The following is a 23204-nucleotide window of genomic DNA, read 5'->3' on the forward strand; positions in this document are numbered from 1 at the left end:
TCACCGTGTCCAACCACATCGCCTTTCGCACGCCACCGCTTGCACCGGCATGGCAGCGTTGGCTGGTCTATTCGCCGCTTGCGCGCATTGTGATCTTTACCGCCTGTGCGTTCGGCATCGGTTACGTCGTGCATGCAGGTATGTCTGCGTTGGGTTGGTTGAGCAAGACAGCCACCCCGTTGCACCATGCGCTAGCGGGATTGTCGATAGAGTTTCTGGCCACCACCATCGGCTACGCGATCCTCGTGTGGCTGATCGAACGACGGCACATGCGCGAATTCGCCTTGCGGACATTACCCACGTATGGCTTGGCCGGGCTACTCGGCGGCTTCCTGATCTTCAGCACCGTCGTTGGCTTGCTTTGGCTGTTCGGCAGCTATCACGTGCTGGGTACCAACACGCAGGTGGATTGGCTTCCTGCCGTGTTGATAGTAGGCATCGGTGCTGGTGTCGGCGAAGAGATCATCACGCGCGGCGTGCTGTTCCGCATCGTCGAGGAAGGACTCGGCACCTGGTGGGCGTTGGCCATCTCTGCTGTATTCTTCGGCGGCGCGCATATCTTCAATCCCGGTGCCACCCTGTGGAGTTCAGCAGCGATCGCGATCGAGGCCGGCATTCTGCTGGCTCTGGTTTTCCACGTAACGCGAACGCTATGGGCGTGCATCGGATTGCATGCTGCATGGAACATCACGCAAGGAACGATCTATGGCATTCCGGTTTCTGGCGGTGATGCCAAAGGTTTGCTGCTGTCATCGCGTACCGGGCCGGACTGGCTGAGCGGTGGTGCATTTGGTGCAGAAGCCTCGGTCGTTGCGTTGGCCGTGTGCACATCCGTGTCAGTGGTGCTGCTGCTCATTGCTCTGCGGCGCAGGAGCATCGTGCGGCCGTCCTGGTCACGTCGCGTCAACGCGGCTTACGAGGCGACACCCACATCGTAATACGTGCGCGGAATACCGGCGTTCCGGACGGATCCGTCACCTCCACGCACACCGGCCATTCCCTGCCGCCGCCTACCATGCCGAGCGGCGTTTCCGGCGTGGCGACGGCATGCATGCTGCCTTTCGCCCTGCTCAGGTATTCCACGCTCATGCCCTTGGGAATCCAGCGGGCATCGGAAGGAATAGTGACCTCCGTCATCACGCCTGCACTCAGTTCCGCGAGATTGCACAGCGCGATGGCGTGCACGGTACCGATATGATTATGCACGCGCCGGCGATCGCGAATGCGCACTTCGCAACGCCCCGGTTCCAAAGTGATGAACAAGGGTGCGATGGTAGCGAAATAAGGGGCGCGCAAGCAGACGGCACGGGAGAATAGCCAGTGACCGCAAGGCCAACGCGTTATGCGCTGGTAGAGAGACAGCAGTGATGCGCTCAAGACATTCCCCTGCTTTGATAGTGAACGCGTAGCACGTAGGTTGAGGTGCAAACCCCAACGTCACCATGCATACATACATTTTGATGTTGGGGTTTGTACCCCAACCTACAGGTTCAAGCCGCATCAGCCAGCTTCTTTGCATCCTTGCGCATCATCGCTGACTGCAACTCCGCGGGATCGAAATCATCCACCGAGATGAATTCAAACACGCCTTCCCGCACGCGCTTGAGCAACGTGGCCTCCGCGGCATCGATCACGCCGGCCTTCACCGCCTCGTCCAGCTGGCCAAGATAGTCGTGTGAAGTGAACTGGCCTGCCTTCTGCGCCTTGAGCAATTTGCGCTCGACCGGCTCGGCGGCGATCACATCCGGCAGCAGTTGATTCATGCGACCGACGGTGTTGTTGGGCGTCGGCGTGAGATAGGCCCATTCCAGCAAGCGATCGCGTGCTTCGCCCGGCGCTGTGATGATCGCCGCGACGCGGCGGCCCAGGCGATCCGACGGTGGCACTTCGCGACGACCGAACGGGAACACCAACACACGCAGCAGCCAGGATACTGGGCGCACCGGGAAGTTGCGGATCGCACCATCCAGTGCCATTTGCGTGCGCCACATGCATTCGTGGAAGGCCCAGGCCAGCAACGGGCGATCCGCTTCCGGACGGCCGGTGTCTTCATAGCGCTTCAGCATGGCGCTAGCGATGTAGAGATAACTCAACACATCACCCAAGCGCGCGGAAAGCTTTTCCTTGAATTTCAGCTTGCCGCCCAGCACACCCATGAAGGTGTCGGCGCATAGCGCCAGGGCCGCGGAGTAGCGGTTGAGCTTGCGGTAGTAGCGGCGTACGTAGGCATCGCCCGCCGAATCACCGATGCGCGCGCCGGTGAGACCAAGCGCGAAGCTGCGCACGGCATTGGAAACACCGAAGCCGAGATGTCCGAACAGTGCACGGTCGAACGCCTTCAGCCGCTCGCTGTAATCCTCGATCGACAGCGCCTGCATTTCTTTCAGTACGTAAGGATGGCAGCGAATTGCGCCTTGACCGAAGATCATCAAACTGCGCGTCATGATGTTCGCGCCTTCGACGGTGATCGCGATCGGCACACCCTGCCACGCGCGTCCGGCGTAATTCTTCGGACCGAGCTGCACGGCCTTGCCACCGTGCACATCCATCGCATCGCCAGCGATGGCGCGACCCCACTCGGTCGCGTGGTACTTGGCAATCGCCGAAGGCACGGCCGGTTTCTCACCACGATCCACCGCGGCTGCCGTTGCGCGTGACAACGCCGCGGTGGCATAGGTGAGACCGCCGATACGCGCCAGCGCTTCTTCAACACCCTCGAAGCGCGCCACAGCCAGGCCAAATTGCTTGCGCATGCGCGCATACGCGCCGGTGCCCGCGACCGCCATGCGCACGCCGCCCGTCGCATTGGAAGGCAAGGAAATCGCGCGGCCTACTGACAAGCATTCCACCAACATGCGCCAGCCATGGCCGGCCATGTGCGGGCCACCAATCAACGTAGACATCGGCGCAAACACGTCCTTGCCGCGCACCGGTCCATTCTGGAAGGGAATATTGAGCGGAAAGTGACGGCGTCCGATTTCCAGCCCCGGTGTGCTGCGCGGCAACAGCGCGAGCGTGATGCCGAGGTCCTCCTTGTCGCCGAGCAGATGCTCGGGGTCATACAAACGGAAGGCCAGGCCCACCACCGTGGCGATCGGCGCCAGCGTGATGTAACGCTTGTCGAAGTTGAGCCGCATGCCAATCGTTTCGACACCGTCGACGACTTGCTTGCAGACCACGCCGTAATCAGGAATCGAGGTGGCATCCGAGCCTGCGTATGGACCGGTCAGCGCGAAGCATGGAATTTCCTCACCGACAGCCAGTCGCGGCAGGTAGTAGTTCTTCTGTTCGTCGCTGCCGTAGTGCAGGAGCAATTCGGCCGGCCCCAGCGAGTTCGGCACCGCGACGGTTGAAGCAACGGTTGCCGACATCGTGGCGAGCTTCTGAAGCACTGCCGAGTGCGCCAGCGCGGAGAAGCCCAGGCCGCCGTACTGCTTCGGGATGATCATGCCGAAGAATTTGTGCTTCTTGACGAAGTCCCACACTTCCGGCGGCAGATCGGCCAGTTCGTGTGTGATCTGCCAGTCATCGAGCATGCTGCACAACTGCTCGACCGGGCCGTCGAGGAAGGCTTTTTCTTCCACGCTCAGCTCAGGCTTGGGTTGCTTGAGCAGTTCGTGCCAGTCCGGTTTGCCGGAAAACAGTTCGCCCTCGAAACCAACCGTGCCCGCTTCCAGTGCGGTCTGCTCGGTGTCCGAAAGCTTCGGCGTCACCTTTGAGAAAACTTTCAGCAGCGGCGCGCTGATCTGCTTACGGCGAAAACCGAGATTCAGCAGCGGCACGGCGATGACCAGCTCGACGATCAACAACACGATCATCGTGATCGGTGCGTGCGTCAGCAGGCCCACGACAAGCGTGGTAACGATCGTGACGATCGCCCAGGTGCGCAGACTGCTGCGATGGTAGGCGCAGGCGCCGGTCGCAATCAGCGCGGCCAACACGGTCAATAGAACGGACATATGCAACACCTCATGGCAGATGGCTACGCCGTATCCACGGCGGATTCCAGGTCTTCGATGAAACCAGCGATGGCGGCAGTAAATGCATCATTGGCATCCCCGGCCAACATATGGGTCGCGCCTGGCACTTGCATATGCTGCGCATGCGGCACCAGCGCGAGGAATTCTTCAACGGTATGCTGCGAAACAACGTCGCTGCGCTCGCCCGACAACAGCAGTACCGGCACTTCGACTTTCGCGGCGGCAGCGAACAGGCGTGGTTGATAACGTTCGCTTTCGCTGATCAGGTCACCCGACAGCAGAGCCGGATCCCAGTGCCAGCGCAGGCGACCATCCGCGCCTTCGCGCAGTAAAGGGCGCAATTGCTGCTCGCTCTTGCGTTCACGACGCTGCGGTAGATAGGAGGCAATCTGCTCCGCCGCTTCGGCATAGCTGACGAAACCATCCGGATGCGCTTGCATGAAAGCGAGGATACGTTCGACCCCAGCGGTTTCCCAGCGCGGCGTGATATCCACCAGCACTAGCGCGCGGAACGGCGGCGGCCGCACTTCGCCTGCTGCGACCAGGCCCAGCAAGCCGCCCATGGAAGCGCCGACCAGGATCGGCGGTTCGGGCTGCGCATGGGTGAGCGCGAGCAGATCATCGACGAATTGCTGCATGTGGTAGTCGCCGCCTGACATACGGCCGCTTTCACCATGGCCGCGGCTGTCGAAGGTGACGCAACGACAGCCGCGCGCCGCTATCGTCGCCGCGGCCGCATTCCAAGCACCGCGGGTCTGGCCGAAACCATGCGCAAACAACAGCGTTGGTTTGCCCGCGGCATGGCGCACGTCCACGGCCAAGGGCAGTCCATCGGCCGTACTGAACGCAGCTGGATTGGCTTGGCAAGATTCCATACGCACGAGTATGGATTGCATGTCAGGCGTCGTCAACCTGCCGGGGAATCGGCCCATGCCCGCCGCTTTGCGCGTCAGGGTGACCACAGTTTCGTACCGGCATGGGCTACCATACGGGAATGAATGTCCGCCAAAAACCCGAACGTACACGCCTTTCCGCGGAAGACTGGGAAGACGCCGCTCTCAATCTGATCGCCGAACAAGGCGTGGGCGCGCTTGCCGTCGAAGCGCTAGCCCGTCAGCTGGGCGTGACCAAGGGCAGCTTCTACTGGCATTTCCGTACGCGCGAAGCCTTGCTGCAGGCAGCACTGGAACGCTGGGAGCAGTACGGCGAACGCGAAATCATCGGACAGATCGAAGCGATACCCGATCCGCGCGAACGCTTGCCGGAACTGTTCCGTCGCGTCGCGCACGAATTGCATCCTCATCGCGTCTACGCAGCCTTGCTGAAGGCGCTGGATCACCCGCTGGTGGTGCCGGTGATGGCGCGCGTCTCCAAGCGCCGCACGGAATTTCTTCACACGGCCTACACCGAAGCGGGTATGGAAACCGGAGAAGCGCTCAACCGCGCACGTCTCACCTACGCAGCCTATGTCGGCTTTCTGCAACTTAATTTCACGCTCGGCCTGCCAAGGTTGAGCCACGAAGAGTTCGACGCCTATGTCGAACACATGATCGCCACGCTGATTCCTTCGTAAGCAAGCGCGAATCGAAAATCGAGTTGGTGAGTCGTAGGAGCGGTAGTAACCGCCCCTGCGATTTTGAGTGCCCTGTTTTTCGATTTAGTCGTACTTATGCTGCACCACACCTTGCCATGCCAGTACTCGTAACTTACCGTCACGCCTATCTTTTATGGGCATACCAAAAGTGAGGAAAGCATGACGAGCAAGCTCGAGGTACTCGCGCGATGGGTTGATCAAATAGCGGCCACGACCCGTCCCGCGAAGATCCACTGGTGCGATGGTTCCGATGCCGAATATCACGCGCTGGTGCAGCAGATGCTGCACACAGGTGATCTCATCGAACTCAATCAACAGACCCATCCGGGCTGCTACCTGCATCGTTCCCATCCATCCGACGTGGCGCGCGTGGAGCACCTCACCTTCGTGTGCACCGAACACGAAGAAGATGCGGGCCCGAACAATCACTGGATGGCGCCGGCCGATGCGCATGCAAAAATCGATGCGCTGTTCGAAGGCTGCATGGAAGGTCGCACCATGTATGTGATTCCATATTGCATGGGGCCGATCGATTCGCCGCTTTCGCGCTGCGGAGTGGAAATCACCGATAGCCCCTACGTGGTGGTCAACATGCGCACCATGACACGCATGGGCGCTGCGGCGCTCGCGCGCATCGAGCGCGAAGGTCATTTCGTGAAAGGCCTGCACTCCACGGGTGAACTCGATCCGGAGCGCCGCTTCATCATGCATTTCCCGGAAGAGCTGACGATCAAATCGTACGGCTCCGGCTACGGTGGCAACGCGCTACTCGGCAAGAAATGCCATGCATTGCGCCTCGGGAGTTTCCAGGCACGACGCGAAGGCTGGCTCGCTGAGCACATGCTGATCGTCGGCATCGAGAACCCGCAAGGCCAGACGCATTACGTCGCCGCCGCCTTCCCTTCCGCCTGCGGCAAAACCAACCTGGCGATGCTGATTCCGCCGGAGGGCTATCGCAAGAACGGCTGGCGTGTGTGGACCATCGGCGATGACATCTGCTGGATGCGCCCCGGTGAAGATGGCCGTCTATACGCGATCAATCCCGAAGCCGGTTTCTTCGGTGTGGCGCCGGGCACCAGTGCCAGCAGCAATCCCAACGCACTGACCTCGATCTCGCACGACACCATCTTTACCAACGTCGCCGTCACCGCCGACAACCAGCCGTGGTGGGAAGGACTGCCGGGTACGCCGGTGACGGATTGGCAAGGCCGTCCGTACGATCCAGCCAACGGCCCCGCTGCGCATCCAAACTCGCGCTTCACCGTCAGCGCCAAGCAGTGCCCCACTTGGTCATCGAAGGCCGAAGATGCGCAGGGCGTGCCGATCAGCGCCATCGTGTTCGGTGGACGCCGTCCGTCGCTGCTGCCGTTGGTGATGGAAGCGCAGGATTGGACGCACGGGGTGCTGATGGGAGCCGCGATGGGCTCCGAAACCACCGCTGCTGCCACGGGCGCCGTCGGAGTGCTGCGTCGTGATTCGATGGCGATGAAGCCGTTCTGCGGCTACCACTACGGTGATTACTTCAAGCACTGGCTGTCGTTCGACAAGCCCGGCGCCAAGCTGCCGAAGATCTTCCACGTCAACTGGTTCCGCAAAGGCCGGGACGGCAAGTTCCTGTGGCCCGGTTTTGGCGAAAACCTGCGCGTGCTGGAGTGGATGATCGCCCGCGTGGAAGGCAAGGCACGCGGAGTGGAAACCCCCATTGGCACTGTGCCTGCCACCGGCGAACTCAAGTTGGAAGGTTTGGATCTGCCGCGCGACACCTTGGCTGAGTTGATCAACATCGACCCCGCCGGCTGGCAAACGGAGCTGCAAGCCATCGGCGAGTACCTGGACAGCTTCGGCGATCGCCTGCCTGCACGTCTGCGGCAGGAACAGCAACGCGTCCATCAAGCCCTGCAGATGCCGCGCAAGGCGGCAAACGCTTGATGTTCTGTTCCCTCTCCCTTTCGGGGAGAGGGGATTCGGGGGCCATGCTCTAAACCCTCCCGCCCTCACCGGCATCCAAGCTGGCAAGATGACTGCCGCTTGCATTGCCACCGGAAGCGCCATGCCACCTGCGCTCGCTGCGGGAAACAACGATCAGGACGACGTTCGCGCGGCCGCCGCAGGTGACCGCCATGCGTTCCAGCGCCTGTATCGACAGCATGTGGGCCGCATCCATGGCGCCATGCTGCGGTTGTCCGGCTACGATCACGCACGTGCCGAAGATCTTACGCAGGATGCGTTCGTGCGAGCCTGGCAGAAGCTGGACAGCTTTCGCGAGCAGAGCTCGTTTGGCACCTGGCTTTACCGGCTGGCGGTGAATGTGGCACTCATGGACATCCGCGCACGAGGCGCCGACCCGGTCGGCTATGTCGATGAGGACAGCATGCCCGAACACGGCGAAACCCCGTTTTGCGCTGCCGAGCGCGAGGAGCTGGAACGCGCGATCGGCAAGCTGCCGCCACGGGCGCGCGCGGTGCTGGTGTTGCACGACGTGGAAGGCTGGCGCCACGAAGAAATCGCCAGCGAGTTGGAGATGGCGGTAGGCTCGTCCAAGGCGCAATTGCATCGTGCACGGGGTCTGTTGCGCAAGGTACTCGGAGAAACGCGATGAACGAATTCGAATGGTTGCGCCAGATGCGCGAATTGAACCAGCCGGTCACGCCACGGAGCGATCTGTGGTCGCGCATCGATGCCGCGCTGGACGATACCGCATCACACCCTGCCGCTATCACGCAGGCACAACCGCCTCGCGCACGGCACGTGCGCGTGTGGGCGATGGCAGCGAGCCTCGCCGCGATCCTGGTGTTCGCCGGCGGTGTTGTATGGCGCATGCATGCGATTCCGCAAACCACACCGCAGGTCGCCAACACCGCCACGCACACCGAAGATGCTCACTGGAAACCGAGCGACCCCCGCTTGGCCGGCGCCGCGCTCGAATTGGATGCCGCGCGCATGGAATTGCAACAGGCCATGCAGCAAGCTCCCGATTCACCTGCGCTGCAGCGCCTGCTGCAGCAAACCCACGCACAGCAGAACTATCTGCGCGAACTCGAGAAACAAGCCGGCTGAGACCATCAGGACATAACAACTATGAAAACCATCCGCTATCTGCCGCTGCTGCTCTGCCTGCTGCCAGGAGGGCAGGCCTTTGCCGACACCACATTGGATGTCAGCCATCCCGCCGCATCCACGGCGCACATCACCATCAGCAATGTGAAAGGCGAGGTCATCGTCACCACCTGGAACCGCAACGAAGTGCATGTAGGCGGACAGCTCGGCGATGGCGCAGACCCACTGACCATCGAAGGCAGCGAGAACAACCTCACCATCAACGTGCAGGCCAAGGGACATAGCGGCTGGTTCAACTGGAATGGCGAGAACGCGATGGGGCCGACGAATCTGGATGTGACCGTGCCGCGCGGTGCATCACTGAAGGTAAGCGTGGTGAGCGCACAAGCGAGTGTGGACGGTATCGATGGCGGCGATGTCGAGGTGAATTCGGTCAGTGGACGCATACGCGTCAATGCGCAAACGCCGACGCTCAATGCCGTTTCCGTCAGCGGCAACATCGCTTTCTCCGGCAATGCGAAGCAAGCGAAATTGCAAACCGTGAGCGGTGACATCCTCGCGCCTTCGTTGGGTACCTCGGTCGATCTGCAGACCGTCTCCGGACGCATCCAGGCCGGCGGCGGTCCCTGGCAGCAGCTCAGTCTCAGCACGGTGTCCGGCGATGTACAGCTCAACGGCAGCCTGGCCGCGAACGGCAGCATGAGCGTCGACAGCATGAGCGGCGATGTGCAATTGCAGTTTCCCGGCACGCTCAACAGCAACGTGCACGCCAACACCTTCAGCGGCGACCTACGGAGCGATTTCGGTACACCTACCCATCCCGAGCATGGCCCAGGCAGCACGCTCGATGCCGTGGCCGGCAATGGCAACGGCAAGATTCACATCGAGACGTTCAGCGGTGATGTGAGAATCAGGAAAAGTGATTGACGGAACTACGCTGCTCGCATTCCTACCGCAAAAACGAAAACGCCCCCAATGATGGGGGCGTTTTCGTTTTCAAGCTCAAGAACGGATCAGAGATCCTGGTGATACTGCACGTACGGCGTACGTGACTGATCCGGTTCCGGTGGGCCAGCCGGCGTATTTGCTGCATTGCCGGATGACCACAGATTCTGTGCGCCGAAGCTCAACGAACCCTGCCACGGCAAATGCCACGTTACGCCCAGGTCGATGCTGTTCCAGCGGCGATCGGCATTGAGCATGCCCGGCACTGCTGTGCCCGGTTCGGGTTGCATGGTACGGCCAACGATGCTGGTGCTGACTGGGCCGTGCTCGATGCCGAAGCTCAGTGCCCTCTGATCGAGGGTAGTCAGGCCCAATTGATTGCCGGGCAGCAGGCGGATGCGCCCCATGCTCGCGCCAAGCAACACACCACTGTTGCCGTTCAACGCAAAGCGACCACGGGCATTCACTTGGGTGGAACTATCAAAATCCGGCAGCCCGTTGACGCCGGGCACCGCACCCGGCAGCACACGCGGCAGCGGTGTGGCATTGGGAACCTGGTCCTGTGCAACGCTGACGCCAAGGCTGTAGCGGCCAGCGTTGTACGTAGCGCCCACTTCGCTGCTGATGATGCGCGGCTGGGTGGCCCACGAACGCTGCGTCACACCCGCCTGTGCAGAGATGTTCGGCGTCACACCATATTGCACCGTGCTGCTGTTGACCGTGCCGCCGAAAAGCGGATTGAGCGAAAGCGAACTGCTGCCGTCGTTCTGTGCGCCGGCCGTGGTGCCGCTTTGCGCTTCCACCAGCAGCGAACCCTGCATAGGCTGCTGCTGACCGGTTTTCAGCAAAGTCTGCGGTTGCTGTGTCCACGCCGAATTGCTCAGCTGATCACCGGACAGCGTCTGCCCTGCCGCCATGAGCGGCAAGCCAAGCAGTGGCAATGTGAGCAGCAGTCGACGCATGAAAATTCGAAACCGTTCAACAACCCCGTCCGTTTCTACGATTAGTCGCGGACACCCTGGGTTAAGTATACCTTACTTTACTTTTTACTAACACCTGGAGGAGGAAGGTTTTTCTGCGGCAAGGCCGGCAGAAACGGCTCCTCGGACAAGTACTTGCTGGCATGGCAGATGCATGGGAAAAGCATTCCTTTCGTACAGGTTTGTGAAATCCATGAGCACCGCCACATGACGGTATCTTCACTATATAGTCACCCGACGTATCGCGATGGACCCGCTCATAGGTCATGAGTTCAGTGCCAGACAGCCGCAATTTCGCGCCTCCCGGTGGGATTCTGCCGGCGCCTCTGCGCGAAACGCTGGAACGGTTGTTCCGGGCTGCCGATGCAGCCAGCGTCTTGGAAATATGTGAGACGGCGCTGAGCCACCTGGGCCTGCGTGGCGACCTTCGCTGGCTGCCTCCTGAGGCCGACAGCACCCAGGGACCGGGACGACTCAACTTGGCGGTAGACCCGCAAAGCCTGCAAATGCTGACCTGGGAAGGTGAATCCGTCCTGGGTCAGGAAGCAGGCGCTGAACTGGCCTGGCTAGGCCGCCTTGCCGGCATTCGACTACGGCAGCTCAGCGAAACCGGCCGGCTCTATGAATCCATCTCCCGTCTGGCCATGGCTGAGCGCCTGCAGCGCGCGCTCTATGCCATCGCCGAGCTGGCCGGCGCCGCACATAACATGGCCGAGATGATGCAATCGCTGCATTCCATCGTCGGCATGCTGATGTATGCGGAGAATTTCTACATCTTCCTGTACGACCCGGCCAGCGACAGCGTGCGCTTTCCGTACTACATGGACACGGTCGATCAGAAACCGCCGGCGCCGGACGAAAACTACCCACTACAAGACATGCGTTACAGCCTGACCTGGAACCTGCTGCAAAGCGGCCAGCCGATCATGGGTTCGGTGGAAGAGCTGGCGCGCCAGTTCGAAGGCCGCTTCACACTGGTCGGGCCGGCCTGCGAGCACTGGCTGGGCGTGCCGCTACTGCGTGGCAGCCAGGCGGTCGGCGGCATCGTCGTGCAAAGCTACCGGCCAGGTACGCATTACACCCATCACGACCGTGACTTGCTCAATTACGTCGCGCAGCACATGCAGACCGCACTGGAGCGGCGCGAGGCTCACGCCGAGTTGGAACGGCGCGTAGCCGACCGTACCGCAGCGCTGCGAGCCACCAATCGCGTGTTGCGCCAGCAGGTATTGCAACGCCAGCGCGGCGAACGCCTGCAGTCGGCACTGTTTCGCATCGCCGAACTGGCTAGCGCGCCGGAAAGCCAGCAGAACTTCTATGCCGCCGTGCATCGTGTGGTCGGCGGCCTGATCTACGCACGCAACTTCTACATCGCACTGCTGGATGAGAACAGCCAGAACATCATCTTTCCGTATTCGGTGGATGAGATCGATACGCGTATCTCGCGTCCCGTCGCCAACGGCGCTACCGAATACGTGCTCAAGCATGGCAAGCCGCTGCTGGCCGATGGCCAGACTTTCGAACGGCTGGCCGCGGCCGGCGAATGCGTGGAGATGGGCGCAAAATCCGTGTGCTGGCTGGGCGTGCCACTGATCTGGGACGACCGCGTCAAAGGCGTGCTCGCGGTGCAGAGCTACTCACCCAAGCACATTTATGACGCACGCGACCAGGAACTGCTCACTTTCGTCAGCTACCACATCGCCAACGCATTGCAGCGCAAGCAGACCAGCGAATCACTGAAGCAGGCCTACATCAACCTGGAGCGCCGCGTTACCGAACGCACACGCGCACTGGCGCTGGCCAACCGCGACCTGCGCGAACAGATTGCCGAGCGTGAACGCGTCGAACGCCGGCTGATGTACGAAACACTGCATGATTCGCTTACCGGCCTGCCCAATCGCACGCTGCTGCTGCAGCGCCTTGGTCAGGCGCTGCAGGCGTATCACGCCGATCCAAACAAGCTGTTCGCCGTATTGTTCATCGACCTGGATCGATTCAAGGTCATCAACGATTCGGTGGGTCACCTGATTGGTGATGATCTGCTGTTCCAGGCCGGCAGCCGCATCCGCGCCTGCCTGAAGACACGCGACCTGGTTGCGCGCCTGGGTGGTGACGAATTCGCGGTACTACTGGAAGGCATCAGCGACGCCGGCAAGGCCATACTCGTGGCCGAACGCATCATCGCCGAGCTGCACGTGCCGTTCCGTCTGGGTGTCAAAGAAATTTTTACCTCTGCCTCGATCGGCATCGCTCTGCCCGGCCCGCACTACCAGCAACCGGAAGAACTATTGCGCGACGCCGATGCGGCGATGTACCGCGCCAAGGATGAAGGCCGTCATCGCGCCGCAGTGTTCGACGATCGCCTGCGCCGTGAAGTGCTATCGCTGCTGGAAATGGAGGGCGATCTGCGCCGCGCCTTGAGCCGCAACGAATTCGTACCTTTTTATCAGCCGATCGTGTCACTGGAAGACGGACGCACGGTTGGCTACGAAGCATTGCTGCGTTGGCGTCATCCCGTGCGCGGATTGCTGTGCCCTGGCGACTTCCTGGCTGTGGCCGAAGAAAACGGCAGCGCAGAGAGCATCGACTGGCAGATCTTTGAACAGATCGCATCGCAAGCTGCAACCTTGGCCGGCAACGAAGGCTTCGTCAGCCTCAACGTTTCGGGCCGGCATTTTCGTCAATCCGACCTGGATGACCGGCTGCTCAATCTGATGCGCGCCTATCGCGTCAACCCGCGCTCGCTACGTATCGAAGTCACCGAGCGCACGCTGCTGGAAAACCCTGCACAAGTGAAGCGCATGCTCGACAACCTGCGCCAGCACGGCGTGAGCATCGCGCTCGACGATTTCGGCACCGGCTATTCGTCGCTGAGCTATCTGCATCAGTATCCGATCGAAACGTTGAAGATCGATCGCAGTTTCATCACCGAACTGGCCAAGGCCAATAGCCACAGCGTGCCGGTTGTACGCGCGATCCAGGTGCTGGCTGATTCGTTGCAGATGCAGGTCATCGCCGAAGGCATCGAGGACGACGAGCAACGGCAGGTACTGCGGCATATCGGCTGCCGCTTTGGGCAAGGCTTTTTGTTTGCGCAACCGCAGCCTGCGGAAGTGTGGATGAAGTAAGTTAAGGTGCAAACGCTGATATAGCTCGGCGCTTTTTCCGTTATTCCGGCGAGAACCCAAGTTCCCGTTATTGCTGTTTCAGAGCGAGCAGTCATTCCGGCGAACACCTTCGCCGGAATGACGTCGAGGCAAGACCGACTTTTTCGCGGCGAACGACACTATCGAAGGCTCAAAAAAGTGGGATATCTCAGCGAGCAAACCCCGACCTACTGCACCGTGGAACTCGCCGCCGTACCACCACTCAGCAAGTGCTCCGCATCCACACGATCGAAGTTATACGTACGCGCACAGAACTCACAGGTGACTTCGATCTTGCCCTGCTGAGACTCCAACGTTGCCTCGATCTCCTCCCGACCCAGCGAGCGCAACATGGCTTCCACGCGCTCGCGCGAACAGCTGCAACCAAACGCCAATGGACGCGGTTTGAATAGGCGCACAGTTTCTTCGTGATACAGGCGATAGAGCAATTCTTCCGGCGGAGCGCTTAGCAGTTCGTCACGCCCCAGGGTGGCGGTGAGATGTTCGACACGCGGCCAGCCATCCTCATCTTGCTTTGCATCGTGACCACCCTCACCCGGCAGCTTCTGCAGCATCAATCCGACGGCATGCTGCCCGTTTGCCGCTAACACAAAGCGTGCGGGTAACTGCTCGGACTGTTGGAAGTAATTCTCAAGCGCCCCGGCCAAGTCCGGATGGCTTAGATCAACCAGGCCCTGGTAACGCTGCCCGCGCTCGGCCTGACCAATGGTGATGGCCATGATCGCTTGCGGCAGATCACTCAGGGCGAACGTATCCGGAATTTCCGCATTCCAGCGCGCCAAACCGCGCAGGCGGCCGGCGTCGGTGCATTCGGTAAACAGCAAACGCAGCGCACCTTGGCTCTTCAGTTCGACCGACAGCGCGCCTTCGAACTTGATATTGCCGGTGAGCAGCGCACTGGCGGCCAGGGTCTGGCCCAAGAGATCCAATAGCGGCGCGGGATACTCGGCACGGCCGGCAACCTCGCGCCAGGCCGGGCCCAGTCTCACGATCACACCCCGGACGCCGGCATCTTCCAACAAGAAGCGATGGAGCACATCCTCGGCAAGCACGGTTTCCACGTAGGACTACCTCATAAAAACACAAAGAGCGGATATAGGGACTGGCGCCAGAATGAACAATGGCCTGCCCGTAACACCTTTTATACTTCACCGGCTTTTTCCAGCCGATTGAAACCATGCCGCATCTTCCGCTTTTTCGCCGCCTGTTGCGTTACGCCGGTATCGTGGTCCTGTCATGGGTGGCCCTGAGCTGGTTTGTCGTGCTGGTTTTGCGCTTTGTGCCGCCATGGACCTCGGCGGTGATGATGGAGCGCCGGCTGGACGCCCTGGTCCATGGCGAAAAGGACTTCCAGTTGCGGCAGCACTGGGTGCCATGGTCGCGCATTTCGCCATGGGCACCGGTCGCGATGGTGGCCGGTGAAGACCAGAAATTCCCGTTCCATCATGGTTTCGACTTTGATTCCATCGAGAACGCGATCGATTCGGCGGATGACGGCAAGCGCTTGCGCGGCGCCAGCACGATCAGCCAGCAGACGGCCAAGAATCTGTTCCTGTGGAACGGACGCAGCTTTGTACGCAAGGGGCTGGAAGCATACTTCACCGTGCTGCTGGAACTGACCTGGCCGAAGCAGCGCATCCTGGAGGTGTATATGAACATCGCGCAGTTCGGCGATGGCATCTATGGCGTGGGCGCGGCCAGCGAAGCGTTTTTCCACACCTCGCCCGCACAGCTTGGCCCCGCACAGGCAGCGCGGCTGGCGGCAGTGCTGCCCAATCCGGATCGCTTCCACGTCGACCGTCCAAGCGGCTACGTCTTGGAACGCGCGCGCTGGATCGAGCAGCAGATCAATCAGCTGGGCGGCCCTGCCTATCTGGAAAGCCGGCAGCCACCACGCGATGTGCGCCCGGCGCGACGACGTTAGAGCCTGGGCACCGTTTACACTTCACCTCTCTACCCGCCTGAAGCTATGGATATCTGGCATGCCGCGACTCACGGTTGTCGTTCCCGCCTATAACGAATCGGCCGTGCTCACCACCTTTCATGAGCGCCTTTCCAGCGTGCTGGACCAGCTTCCGCTGACGTGTGACGTGCTGTACGTCGACGACGGCAGCCGCGACGATACCTGGGCGATCATGCAATCGCTTGCTGTCGCCGATCCGCGTGTGGGCACGCTGAAGCTGTCACGCAACTTCGGCAAGGAGGCGGCGCTGACCGCCGGGCTGGATCATGTCGACGCGGATGCCGCGGTGGTGATCGACGCGGATTTGCAGGATCCGCCCGAGGTCATCCCGCAACTGGTCGAGCAATGGCAGGCCGGCTACGACGTGGTGTACGCCACCCGCTCCGGGCGTGCCGGTGAAACCGGTTTGAAACGATTCACCGCCGCCGCGTTCTATCGCACGATGGAGGCGCTCTCGGAAGTCGCCGTGCCGCGCGATACCGGCGATTTCCGACTGCTTTCGCGCCGCGCGCTGAATGCCTTGTCGCAACTGCGCGAACGGCAGCGCTTCATGAAAGGGCTGTTCGCCTGGATTGGCTATCGCCAAACCGCGGTGAAGTACATGCGCGACCCGCGCCTGGCCGGTAAAACCAAGTGGAATTACTGGCGCCTTACCCAGTTCGCCATCGAGGGCATCACCTCGTTCTCCAGCGCGCCGCTGAAGCTCGCCACCTGGACGGGCTCAGCTGCATCCGTGCTGGCGTTCCTGTTCGGACTGAAGGTTCTGCTGAAGGCGTTGTGGCGGGGTGATCCGGTGCCCGGTTATCCGAGCCTGATGGTGGTGATCCTGTTTCTCGGTGGCATCCAGCTACTGGCACTGGGTGTAATCGGCGAATACCTGGGCCGCAATTACAACGAAACCAAGCAACGGCCGTTGTACTTCATCGAGGAAGAACATCTCCCCACTGCACGCACGCCGATTCACACCGAAGCAACGCCACGGCGCTAAACTGTCCCCACGCGGCCATGCTGCGGCCGCCGGGGAGGTCTGATGCGTCAGGTCAAGCATTTGCTGGACAGGAAAGGCAACGACATCTATGCGATCGCACCGGAAGCGCCGGTGCTGGAAGCGATCAAGCACATGGCGGAACGGGGCGTTGGCGCATTGCTGGTCATGCGCGGCGAGCAACTGGTAGGCATCATTTCCGAACGCGATTACGCGCGCAAAGTCATTTTGCAGGGCAGGTCATCGGCACAAACACCGGTGTCGGAAATCATGAGCAACTCGGTACTCACCGTGACACCGGACACCGATGTGTTCGATTGCATGCGCATGTGCACCGACAACCGCATACGTCATCTGCCGGTGGTACAAGGCCATCGCGTGATGGGCGTGATCTCGATCGGCGACCTGGTCAAGGAAGTAATCAGTGCGCAAGCGGAACAGATCGAGCAGTTGCAGCGGTACATTACAAGCTGAAGCGGTGACGGGGGACGTGAAGCGTCACGCAAGGCTTTCGTTCCCCGTTCGCTGTTGCCCCTTCCCTGCCTTGGTCTCCGGCGCCAGATCCGGTGAAGTCGCGGCTTTGCGCGCGATCCATGCCGCCAACGACGAAGCCCCTACGCCGATCAGCGCAATGCTGCCCACGCCGATGCCAAGCTTCACCAAGCCGCTGATACTGCTGGTGATCACCACGTCACCGAATCGCCATACTGCCGTTTCCACGAAATTCTTACCCTTGTAGCGCGTCTCGCGCGGCACGCGCGTGTAGAGCGCATCGCTGGCAGGTTTGGTCATGCCGTACATGAAGCCGCGCGTGCCGACCATCATCAGCGCCAACAGCGGCACGCTGTAACCCAGCACGCTCAGCTGCGCGTGGCCGCCAACCATCACCATGATCAGCAGACCGAGATTCACCAGCTGCGGCAGTACCAGCGCCCAAATGGCGCCACGGCGCATCAGCAACCAGGGCGACAGCGTGAGCTGTAGCAACGCCCCGAGCAAATTCACCGCCAGATCGATGTGCGCGTAAAACGCCGTGCGCTCCGCAGCGGACGTCAGATGCACCTTGGTGTAATCAGCCACCAGTGCATAAGCCAGCGTGCCGACGCCGTCGCCGAGCAACATCAGAATAGCCATCCAGCGCAGGAACGGACGCGACCAAAGCTCCCGTATGCCTGCCCAGAGCGAACCCCCAACCGGTTGCTCGGCGCTGCCGCCTTCCGCCCGCTGCACGGAAATGCGCAACAGCAATACCAGCGACATCCCAAGCATCGCTGCGGACACCAGCAACAAGGGGGCGACACCGATCAGGCCAACCAACACGCTGGTTATCGATGGACCGAATATCGCGCCAGCCATGCCACCCAGTGCGATCAGCGAGAACACTTCACGCGCGCGCCGGCTGTCGAAAACGTCCGCCATGAAACTCCAGAACAACGAGACCACGAACAGGTTGAAGACGCTGACCCAAATGAAGAACACCACACCCAAGGCACGCGCGCCGATGCGGTCCTGCGCGAGGAACGCCGGAATGAAACCCAGCAGGCAGATGATGAAGAAGCTATAGCTCCAGCCCAATAGGCGCCGCCGAGGAAAGCGCACCACCCATATGCCGAACACCGGCGTTAGCAGCAGCATGGCCACGAACGTGGCCAGATAGAACAGCGGCAACTGCGTAGAACCCACGGCGCCGCCAAGCTGATCACGTACCGGGCGGATGATGTAGTACGAGGTCAACAGGAAGAAGAACGCGAGTGCCGACACCATCGGCGTGGCATCTCGGCGTGAGGAATCAGGGAACGGCAAACGCACCGGTCGGCTTCCAGCGGGAGGCGGGGCAAGACTAGCATGCTGTCGTGACGACCGATGGGCGGACCATTCATCTGGCTTCGCAGGTCCATGCGATCCCGATGCAGTGCAACAGATAAGGAGGGTTGCCGCAGCATGCCGTTGTGACCCTGTCCGAAGTACAGGACAATTCGGCACTCATCCATGGACGATTCCACCAGCCCATGACCCGAGGCGTGGCAGCACGCCCGCAAGAAGCGAGTAGCATGCAGTTTCGTAAGCTTCCCCTGCTGATCGCCGGTTTGCTCGGCATCGCCGCCACCTGGCTCCCCGCTTCCGCTACGCGAGCGTCGACGAACACGACGTCCACGCCTGATATTCGTCCGCCGCGCCAAGATGCTACCGGTCTGAGCGTCACGCTTCCGCCTGAACGTATCAAGGCAGCCCTGGATGCGTATTCGCATTGGTTGGACGTGGTGGCGCAACGCAATGAAGTAGCCGGCCTTGCTACCGCGGTGGTGGTGGACAACAAGGTGGCCTTTGAACGTACGATCGGTTACGCAGACGTCGCCACGCAGGAACCGGTCACACCCACCACCGTATTCCGCCTTGCATCGCTGTCCAAGGCATTCGCGACGGCAATCACCGGCCTACTCATCGACGATGGCCGTTTCGGCTGGGATACCAAGCTCGCTGAAGCACTACCGTTCTTTCAGTTGAAGGATGCGCAGGCCTCCGGTGCCGCCACGGTGCGGGATATTCTCGGGCAACGCCTGGGGCTGCCGCACAACACCTACGATCAGATGCTGGAAGACAACGTTCCCTATGAGGAACTGGTGCGCAAGCTCGACGAGGTGACGCTGACCTGCAACGTGGGTGAATGCTACGGCTACCAGAACGTTGCCTTTAGCCTGATCGGCGATCTGATCTATGCCGAAACGGGCGACTTCTTCTATCACCAGGTCGACAAGCGCCTCTTCTTTCCGCTGGGCATGACCACGGCAAGCTACGGTCGCGACGAGCTGGAAAGCAGCAAGAGCTGGGCGCATCCGCACCGCCCGCATGGCGCGCATGCATGGGAGTCGTTCGAGCCGAAGGAAGCCTATTACCGCGTGGCCCCGGCCGCCGGTGTCAATGCCAGCCTGCGCGACATGGAGCTATGGCTGATCGCGCAGATGGGCGGACGTCCTGACGTATTGCCGCAGCCGCTGCTGGATGCGTTGCACGCACCCGGCGTGCCGACACCTACCGAAATGCGCGACACGCCATGGCGCCGCGCTCGCGTGACTTCGGCAAGCTATGGCCTGGGCTGGCGCGTGTTTACCTACGCGGGTGAAACGATGATCTTTCACGCGGGCGCGGTCGAAGGCTATCGCACGATGATCGCGTTCTTCCCGAAATACCACGTCGGCATGGTGTCGATGTGGAACTCGCCAGGCTCGGTGGGCACCGACCTGATGCCGATGGTGTTCGACGCGATGCTCGGCTTGCCACACGTGGATTGGGCCGGGGTGGAAAGCGATCCCCCGGCGAATCGGTCGGCACCGGCAAAAACGCGGCATAAATCTCGCCGTCGCGGGTAAAGGGTTCCCCCCTTTCCCCATTGAGAAGCGACGCGACAGACTCGTACCTTGGAGTCTGCAATCACTCACCGAGCCGTCATCCCGCTGTCGCGGGAATGACGGCCAGGAAGTTTCTAACCAGGTAAAGGTTCCTGGCTAGAAAACCTGAAACATCACTGCGAAGCGCTGAGCTTGAACTCGATGCGCTTCTGCTGCTGCGAGGCGATCGCCGCTCCGTCGCGCATCGCCGGCGAGAACTTGGCACGACGCAATGCATCGATGGCGGCGTTGTCGAACACGTGCCGCGGCTCAGCGCTGACTACCGTGATGTTGCTGACGCTGCCGTCTGTGTTGACCGTGTATTGCACATCCACCCAACCTTCCTGGTTGTTGCGCAGCGCCGTGGCAGGATAGCGCGGACGGATGGAGGAGATCGGGATAGCGTCGCGCGTCTCGCCGCCGCCAGCCGACGCATTCGCGCTGGCCACCTGGCTGTTTGGTGTGGCCGCGCTCGTCTGCGTCTGCGTGGCCTGTTCTTGCTTGACCTTCTGCTGCTGGGCCGCCAGCGCCGCCTGCTGTTGCGCCGCCTTGTCGGCCGCCGCCTTATCAGCGAGCGCCTTGTCCGCCGTAGCTTTGTCGACTGCCGCCTTCTGTGCCGCCAACTCGGCCTGGTGCTGCTGGTCGAGCTGTTTCTGCTGTTCCTGGTCGAGCGTCTTGCGCTGGGCATCCAGCTTGGAACGCAGAATGGTCAGCGTGTAGTTGGTGGGGTCGACCTTGGCCAGCAGGTTGATCTCGCGCTCGGCTTCGTCGAACTCGCGCTGGTTGATGACCTGCTCGACGTTGCTGGCGGCAAACGGGAACGTTTCGCGCAGGGCATCCGCCGCCACCTGGTTGCCGGGCTGCTTCTGCAACACCTTGAGGTAGAACTCGAAAGCGTTGTTGCCAGCCGGCGCGATGACGCGCTGCTGGTTCATCGCCTTGCGCGCTTCCGACAAGAGATCGTTGATGCTCAATGCATCCACGTTCACCGGCGGCGCCGCGGCCTGTTGCTGGCCAAGGTTGACCGGTGTGGATGGGTGCCCGCCTGAGTCCGCGGTCAACAAGTCTTCATGAGGCTTGATGATGAGGAACCAGGACACGACAGCGAGACCTGCAACGACGGCAAGTATCGCGATGATGACGGGCTTGATAGCCCCGCGCGCAAGCGAGCGCGCATGACGACTGTTTCGGGTATCCATGATCTTTCACTACTGCAGTGGCATTAGATACCCGCGCTTCCCCCCTGTTATCCAGGAGCGGCTCCCCAAGTCGCCGCGGCGCGGATGGACCAAAGGTATCGCGATTGGGTCGACACAGCAAATGTGGGGCATGTCACGAACACCCGCGAGGCGGGCTGTATGGACAGCGGGGGATTGCCGGGACAACCCGCAAGCCCTGTCCATGTCATTTTCGAAGGGTCGAGAACGTGCTGGGTCGAGAACACGCTCATCTCATTGTCGAAAATGCGGGACCCCAAAATGAAGCGTCCCGGCACGAGGCCGGGACGAAACGCTTTCGAACTACCTCCCTGCGCTGGGCACCGCAGGGAGACAAATCGAGTGCAACGTCTAGTTGTTGTGCTTACTTCTTGCTGGCCTTGGGGGCCTTGGCGGCCTTCGTGGCCTTCATGACTTTGGCAGCGGCTGCCTTCTTGGCAGTGCGCTTACGGGTTGCCTTCTTGGCAGCTTTCTTGGCAACGCGCTTGGCAGTTGCCTTCTTCGCGCCTACGCGCTTGGCACCCGCCTTCTTGGCGGTCTTGCGCGCGGTGCGCTTCTTGGCGGTGGCCTTCTTGGCGACCGGCCGCTTGGCTGCAGCTTTACGAGTGGTTTTCTTGGCGGCTTTCTTCGCCGACTTACGTGCAGTTTTCTTGGCAGTGGCCATAGTACGTCTTAGCTCCTCATCAGTTGGCAGTGGTTGCCCAGTAAAAGCGTGGAGGAACGCCTCGACCAGCAAATCGCTGTTCGTGGCGTGCCTCAAATTGTTGACCTGTCGGTAAGTACGGAGATCCGACAACAGTCGCAATACGTGCATTGGAATCGAAACAGTGATCTTTCTCACCGCGCCGGCTTTTTCACCGTGATCTACGTAGGGCTTAATGAATTTCGATGCCACCATTGGAAACGTTCCCCGTTTATGGTGCGAAAGCTATTCCTGAACATTTCAACTGTCAATTGATTTTTGCCATGAAATCAATCCCTTCGCCTCCGCGACCTGTCGACCACGCGGTCGGGAGGATGGTATTTCGATGACCTAATGCAATGTAATCAGCCGTCCAAACATTCAAGGAATTCGCTTCGCGCGTTTTTAGAAAAGGGCCAAAAACAAGCTAAAAATGTGATTTTTCTCATTGGCGCTGATACACGCATGGTGCCCATGCAAGCTGTGCAGCCATGCGATGCAACGCGCCGTTCCGACTGCCCGAAAGGGCGATCCGGGAGCATGAACGAATTTAGACTGGGAGGCGCCCGAGTCGGTGCCGGAAACGATCCGGAACATCCCCAACACCCTCGAAGCACTCCATCGCGACCTGCCATCGCATACATGCGATGAGTGCTCACTCAGTCCGTCGCAACGTCCACCATGCATCTTCTTCACATCGCACGCCGCGCTCTTGCGGCGGTGGCTACACATACCGCTGACATGAGAACGGCCGCCTAGGCGGCCGTTCCTCATATCGAGCCGATCGCGTGTCAGTGATCTTCGTTCTCGATCAGTTCGGCGTAGGCGTCGGCGTCGAGCAGCTCATCCAACTCGCCACGGTCGCTGGCCTTCACCACGAACAACCAGCCCTCGCCGTAAGCGTCTTCGTTGATGGTTTCGGGCTTGTCGGCAAGGGCATCGTTCACTTCGACGACTTCACCGGACACCGGTGAATAGATGTCGGAGGCGGCTTTCACCGACTCCACCGTCGCCGCGCCACTGCCGGCCTGCACCTGTGCGCCGACCTCCGGCAATTCGACGTAAACCAGGTCGCCGAGTTGCTCCTGCGCGTGGTTGGAGATGCCCACGCGGATCAACCCGTTCTCTTCGACACGGGCCCACTCGTGGGACTTGAGAAATTTCAGATCGCCGGGAATTTCGCTCGCGCTCATGGTCAGGTCCAGTGATTGATTTCGATGAGGGGGTTGTTGGAAGTGCGGATTCTAA

Annotated in this window: 20 protein-coding genes and 1 pseudogene; 11 read left to right on the forward strand and 10 right to left on the reverse strand. The window is 60.9% G+C overall.

Going from position 1 to position 23204, the window contains the following annotated elements; all coding sequences use genetic code 11:
* The first annotated feature begins 5 nt into the window (after positions 1 to 5).
* A complete protein-coding gene (locus IEX75_RS06130) occupies positions 6 to 938 on the forward strand; it encodes a CPBP family intramembrane glutamic endopeptidase (protein WP_229720653.1) in 933 nt (310 codons plus the stop codon).
* Here IEX75_RS06130 and IEX75_RS06135 read toward each other — a convergent pair.
* The 3 genes from IEX75_RS06135 to IEX75_RS06145 all read right to left on the reverse strand — a co-directional run bounded on the left by IEX75_RS06135 (position 904) and on the right by IEX75_RS06145 (position 4876).
* The gene (locus IEX75_RS06135) at positions 904 to 1377 is read right to left on the reverse strand and encodes a hotdog fold domain-containing protein (RefSeq protein ID WP_188793360.1); all 474 of its coding nucleotides are present in this window, start codon (positions 1375 to 1377) and stop codon (positions 904 to 906) included. The genes IEX75_RS06130 and IEX75_RS06135 overlap by 35 nt on opposite strands.
* A gap of 113 nt (positions 1378 to 1490) precedes the next feature.
* On the reverse strand, positions 1491 to 3959 hold the full coding sequence (locus IEX75_RS06140; RefSeq protein ID WP_188793361.1) for an acyl-CoA dehydrogenase: 2469 nt from the start codon (positions 3957 to 3959) through the stop codon (positions 1491 to 1493).
* A 23-nt stretch (positions 3960 to 3982) separates the two neighbouring features.
* On the reverse strand, positions 3983 to 4876 hold the full coding sequence (locus tag IEX75_RS06145; protein WP_308422105.1) for an alpha/beta fold hydrolase: 894 nt from the start codon (positions 4874 to 4876) through the stop codon (positions 3983 to 3985).
* A 98-nt stretch (positions 4877 to 4974) separates the two neighbouring features.
* Between IEX75_RS06145 and IEX75_RS06150 the strand changes: the two genes are divergently transcribed.
* From IEX75_RS06150 to IEX75_RS06170, 5 genes are all read left to right on the forward strand, one after another.
* Entirely contained in the window at positions 4975 to 5553 is a 579-nt protein-coding gene (locus IEX75_RS06150) for a TetR/AcrR family transcriptional regulator (RefSeq protein ID WP_188793362.1), read from the forward strand.
* Between the two features lie 180 nt (positions 5554 to 5733).
* Entirely contained in the window at positions 5734 to 7503 is a 1770-nt protein-coding gene (locus IEX75_RS06155) for a phosphoenolpyruvate carboxykinase (GTP) (RefSeq protein WP_188793363.1), read from the forward strand.
* A 121-nt stretch (positions 7504 to 7624) separates the two neighbouring features.
* Positions 7625 to 8173, forward strand: a complete 549-nt coding sequence (locus IEX75_RS06160) for an RNA polymerase sigma factor (RefSeq protein WP_188793364.1) — start codon at positions 7625 to 7627, stop codon at positions 8171 to 8173.
* On the forward strand, positions 8170 to 8631 hold the full coding sequence (locus tag IEX75_RS06165; RefSeq protein ID WP_188793365.1) for an anti-sigma factor: 462 nt from the start codon (positions 8170 to 8172) through the stop codon (positions 8629 to 8631). The genes IEX75_RS06160 and IEX75_RS06165 overlap by 4 nt, the downstream gene beginning before the upstream one ends.
* 21 nt (positions 8632 to 8652) lie before the next feature.
* Positions 8653 to 9558 carry a DUF4097 family beta strand repeat-containing protein gene (locus IEX75_RS06170; RefSeq protein WP_188793366.1) on the forward strand — a complete coding sequence of 302 codons (906 nt, stop codon included), beginning with the start codon at positions 8653 to 8655 and terminating at the stop codon, positions 9556 to 9558.
* An 86-nt stretch (positions 9559 to 9644) separates the two neighbouring features.
* Here IEX75_RS06170 and IEX75_RS06175 read toward each other — a convergent pair whose 3' ends face one another.
* Positions 9645 to 10538, reverse strand: coding sequence for a hypothetical protein (locus IEX75_RS06175; RefSeq protein WP_188793367.1), 894 nt, complete (start codon positions 10536 to 10538; stop codon positions 9645 to 9647).
* A 284-nt stretch (positions 10539 to 10822) separates the two neighbouring features.
* On the opposite strand from IEX75_RS06175, the gene IEX75_RS06180 reads away from it, so the two are divergent.
* The gene (locus IEX75_RS06180) at positions 10823 to 13684 is read left to right on the forward strand and encodes a bifunctional diguanylate cyclase/phosphodiesterase (RefSeq protein ID WP_188793368.1); all 2862 of its coding nucleotides are present in this window, start codon (positions 10823 to 10825) and stop codon (positions 13682 to 13684) included.
* Positions 13685 to 13890: 206 nt separating this feature from the next.
* On the opposite strand, the gene hslO is transcribed toward IEX75_RS06180, so the two are convergent.
* Entirely contained in the window at positions 13891 to 14784 is an 894-nt protein-coding gene (gene hslO / locus IEX75_RS06185) for an Hsp33 family molecular chaperone HslO (RefSeq protein WP_188793369.1), read from the reverse strand.
* Between the two features lie 80 nt (positions 14785 to 14864).
* Positions 14865 to 14918, reverse strand: a pseudogene (locus IEX75_RS24520) (hypothetical protein); the annotation flags it as partial.
* Between IEX75_RS24520 and mtgA the strand changes: the two are divergent.
* From mtgA to IEX75_RS06200, 3 genes are read left to right on the forward strand one after another with little or no spacing between them, the layout of a single operon-like run.
* A complete protein-coding gene (gene mtgA, locus IEX75_RS06190; protein ID WP_188793370.1) occupies positions 14901 to 15647 on the forward strand; it encodes a monofunctional biosynthetic peptidoglycan transglycosylase in 747 nt (248 codons plus the stop codon). The pseudogene IEX75_RS24520 and the gene mtgA sit on opposite strands and share 18 nt — an antisense overlap.
* A gap of 58 nt (positions 15648 to 15705) precedes the next feature.
* The gene (locus IEX75_RS06195; protein WP_188793371.1) at positions 15706 to 16674 is read left to right on the forward strand and encodes a glycosyltransferase family 2 protein; all 969 of its coding nucleotides are present in this window, start codon (positions 15706 to 15708) and stop codon (positions 16672 to 16674) included.
* 42 nt (positions 16675 to 16716) lie between these two features.
* Positions 16717 to 17145, forward strand: coding sequence for a CBS domain-containing protein (locus IEX75_RS06200; protein ID WP_188793372.1), 429 nt, complete (start codon positions 16717 to 16719; stop codon positions 17143 to 17145).
* A gap of 24 nt (positions 17146 to 17169) precedes the next feature.
* Here the strand turns inward: IEX75_RS06200 and IEX75_RS06205 are convergent, their stop codons facing one another.
* Positions 17170 to 18435 carry an NTP/NDP exchange transporter gene (locus tag IEX75_RS06205; protein ID WP_188794344.1) on the reverse strand — a complete coding sequence of 422 codons (1266 nt, stop codon included), beginning with the start codon at positions 18433 to 18435 and terminating at the stop codon, positions 17170 to 17172.
* A gap of 287 nt (positions 18436 to 18722) precedes the next feature.
* On the opposite strand from IEX75_RS06205, the gene IEX75_RS06210 reads away from it, so the two are divergent.
* Positions 18723 to 20039, forward strand: coding sequence for a serine hydrolase domain-containing protein (locus IEX75_RS06210; RefSeq protein ID WP_188793373.1), 1317 nt, complete (start codon positions 18723 to 18725; stop codon positions 20037 to 20039).
* Between the two features lie 152 nt (positions 20040 to 20191).
* Here IEX75_RS06210 and IEX75_RS06215 read toward each other — a convergent pair whose 3' ends face one another.
* The 3 genes from IEX75_RS06215 to gcvH form a co-directional block, all read right to left on the reverse strand.
* The gene (locus IEX75_RS06215; RefSeq protein ID WP_188793374.1) at positions 20192 to 21256 is read right to left on the reverse strand and encodes an energy transducer TonB; all 1065 of its coding nucleotides are present in this window, start codon (positions 21254 to 21256) and stop codon (positions 20192 to 20194) included.
* Positions 21257 to 21638: 382 nt separating this feature from the next.
* Entirely contained in the window at positions 21639 to 22172 is a 534-nt protein-coding gene (gene metJ / locus IEX75_RS24295; protein WP_188793375.1) for a met regulon transcriptional regulator MetJ, read from the reverse strand.
* A 575-nt stretch (positions 22173 to 22747) separates the two neighbouring features.
* Entirely contained in the window at positions 22748 to 23149 is a 402-nt protein-coding gene (gcvH, locus tag IEX75_RS06225; protein WP_188793376.1) for a glycine cleavage system protein GcvH, read from the reverse strand.
* Positions 23150 to 23204 lie beyond the last annotated feature (55 nt).

The sequence above is a fragment of the Dyella nitratireducens genome, from assembly GCF_014642835.1.
In the GTDB taxonomy this organism is placed as follows: Bacteria; Pseudomonadota; Gammaproteobacteria; order Xanthomonadales; family Rhodanobacteraceae; genus Dyella_B; species Dyella_B nitratireducens.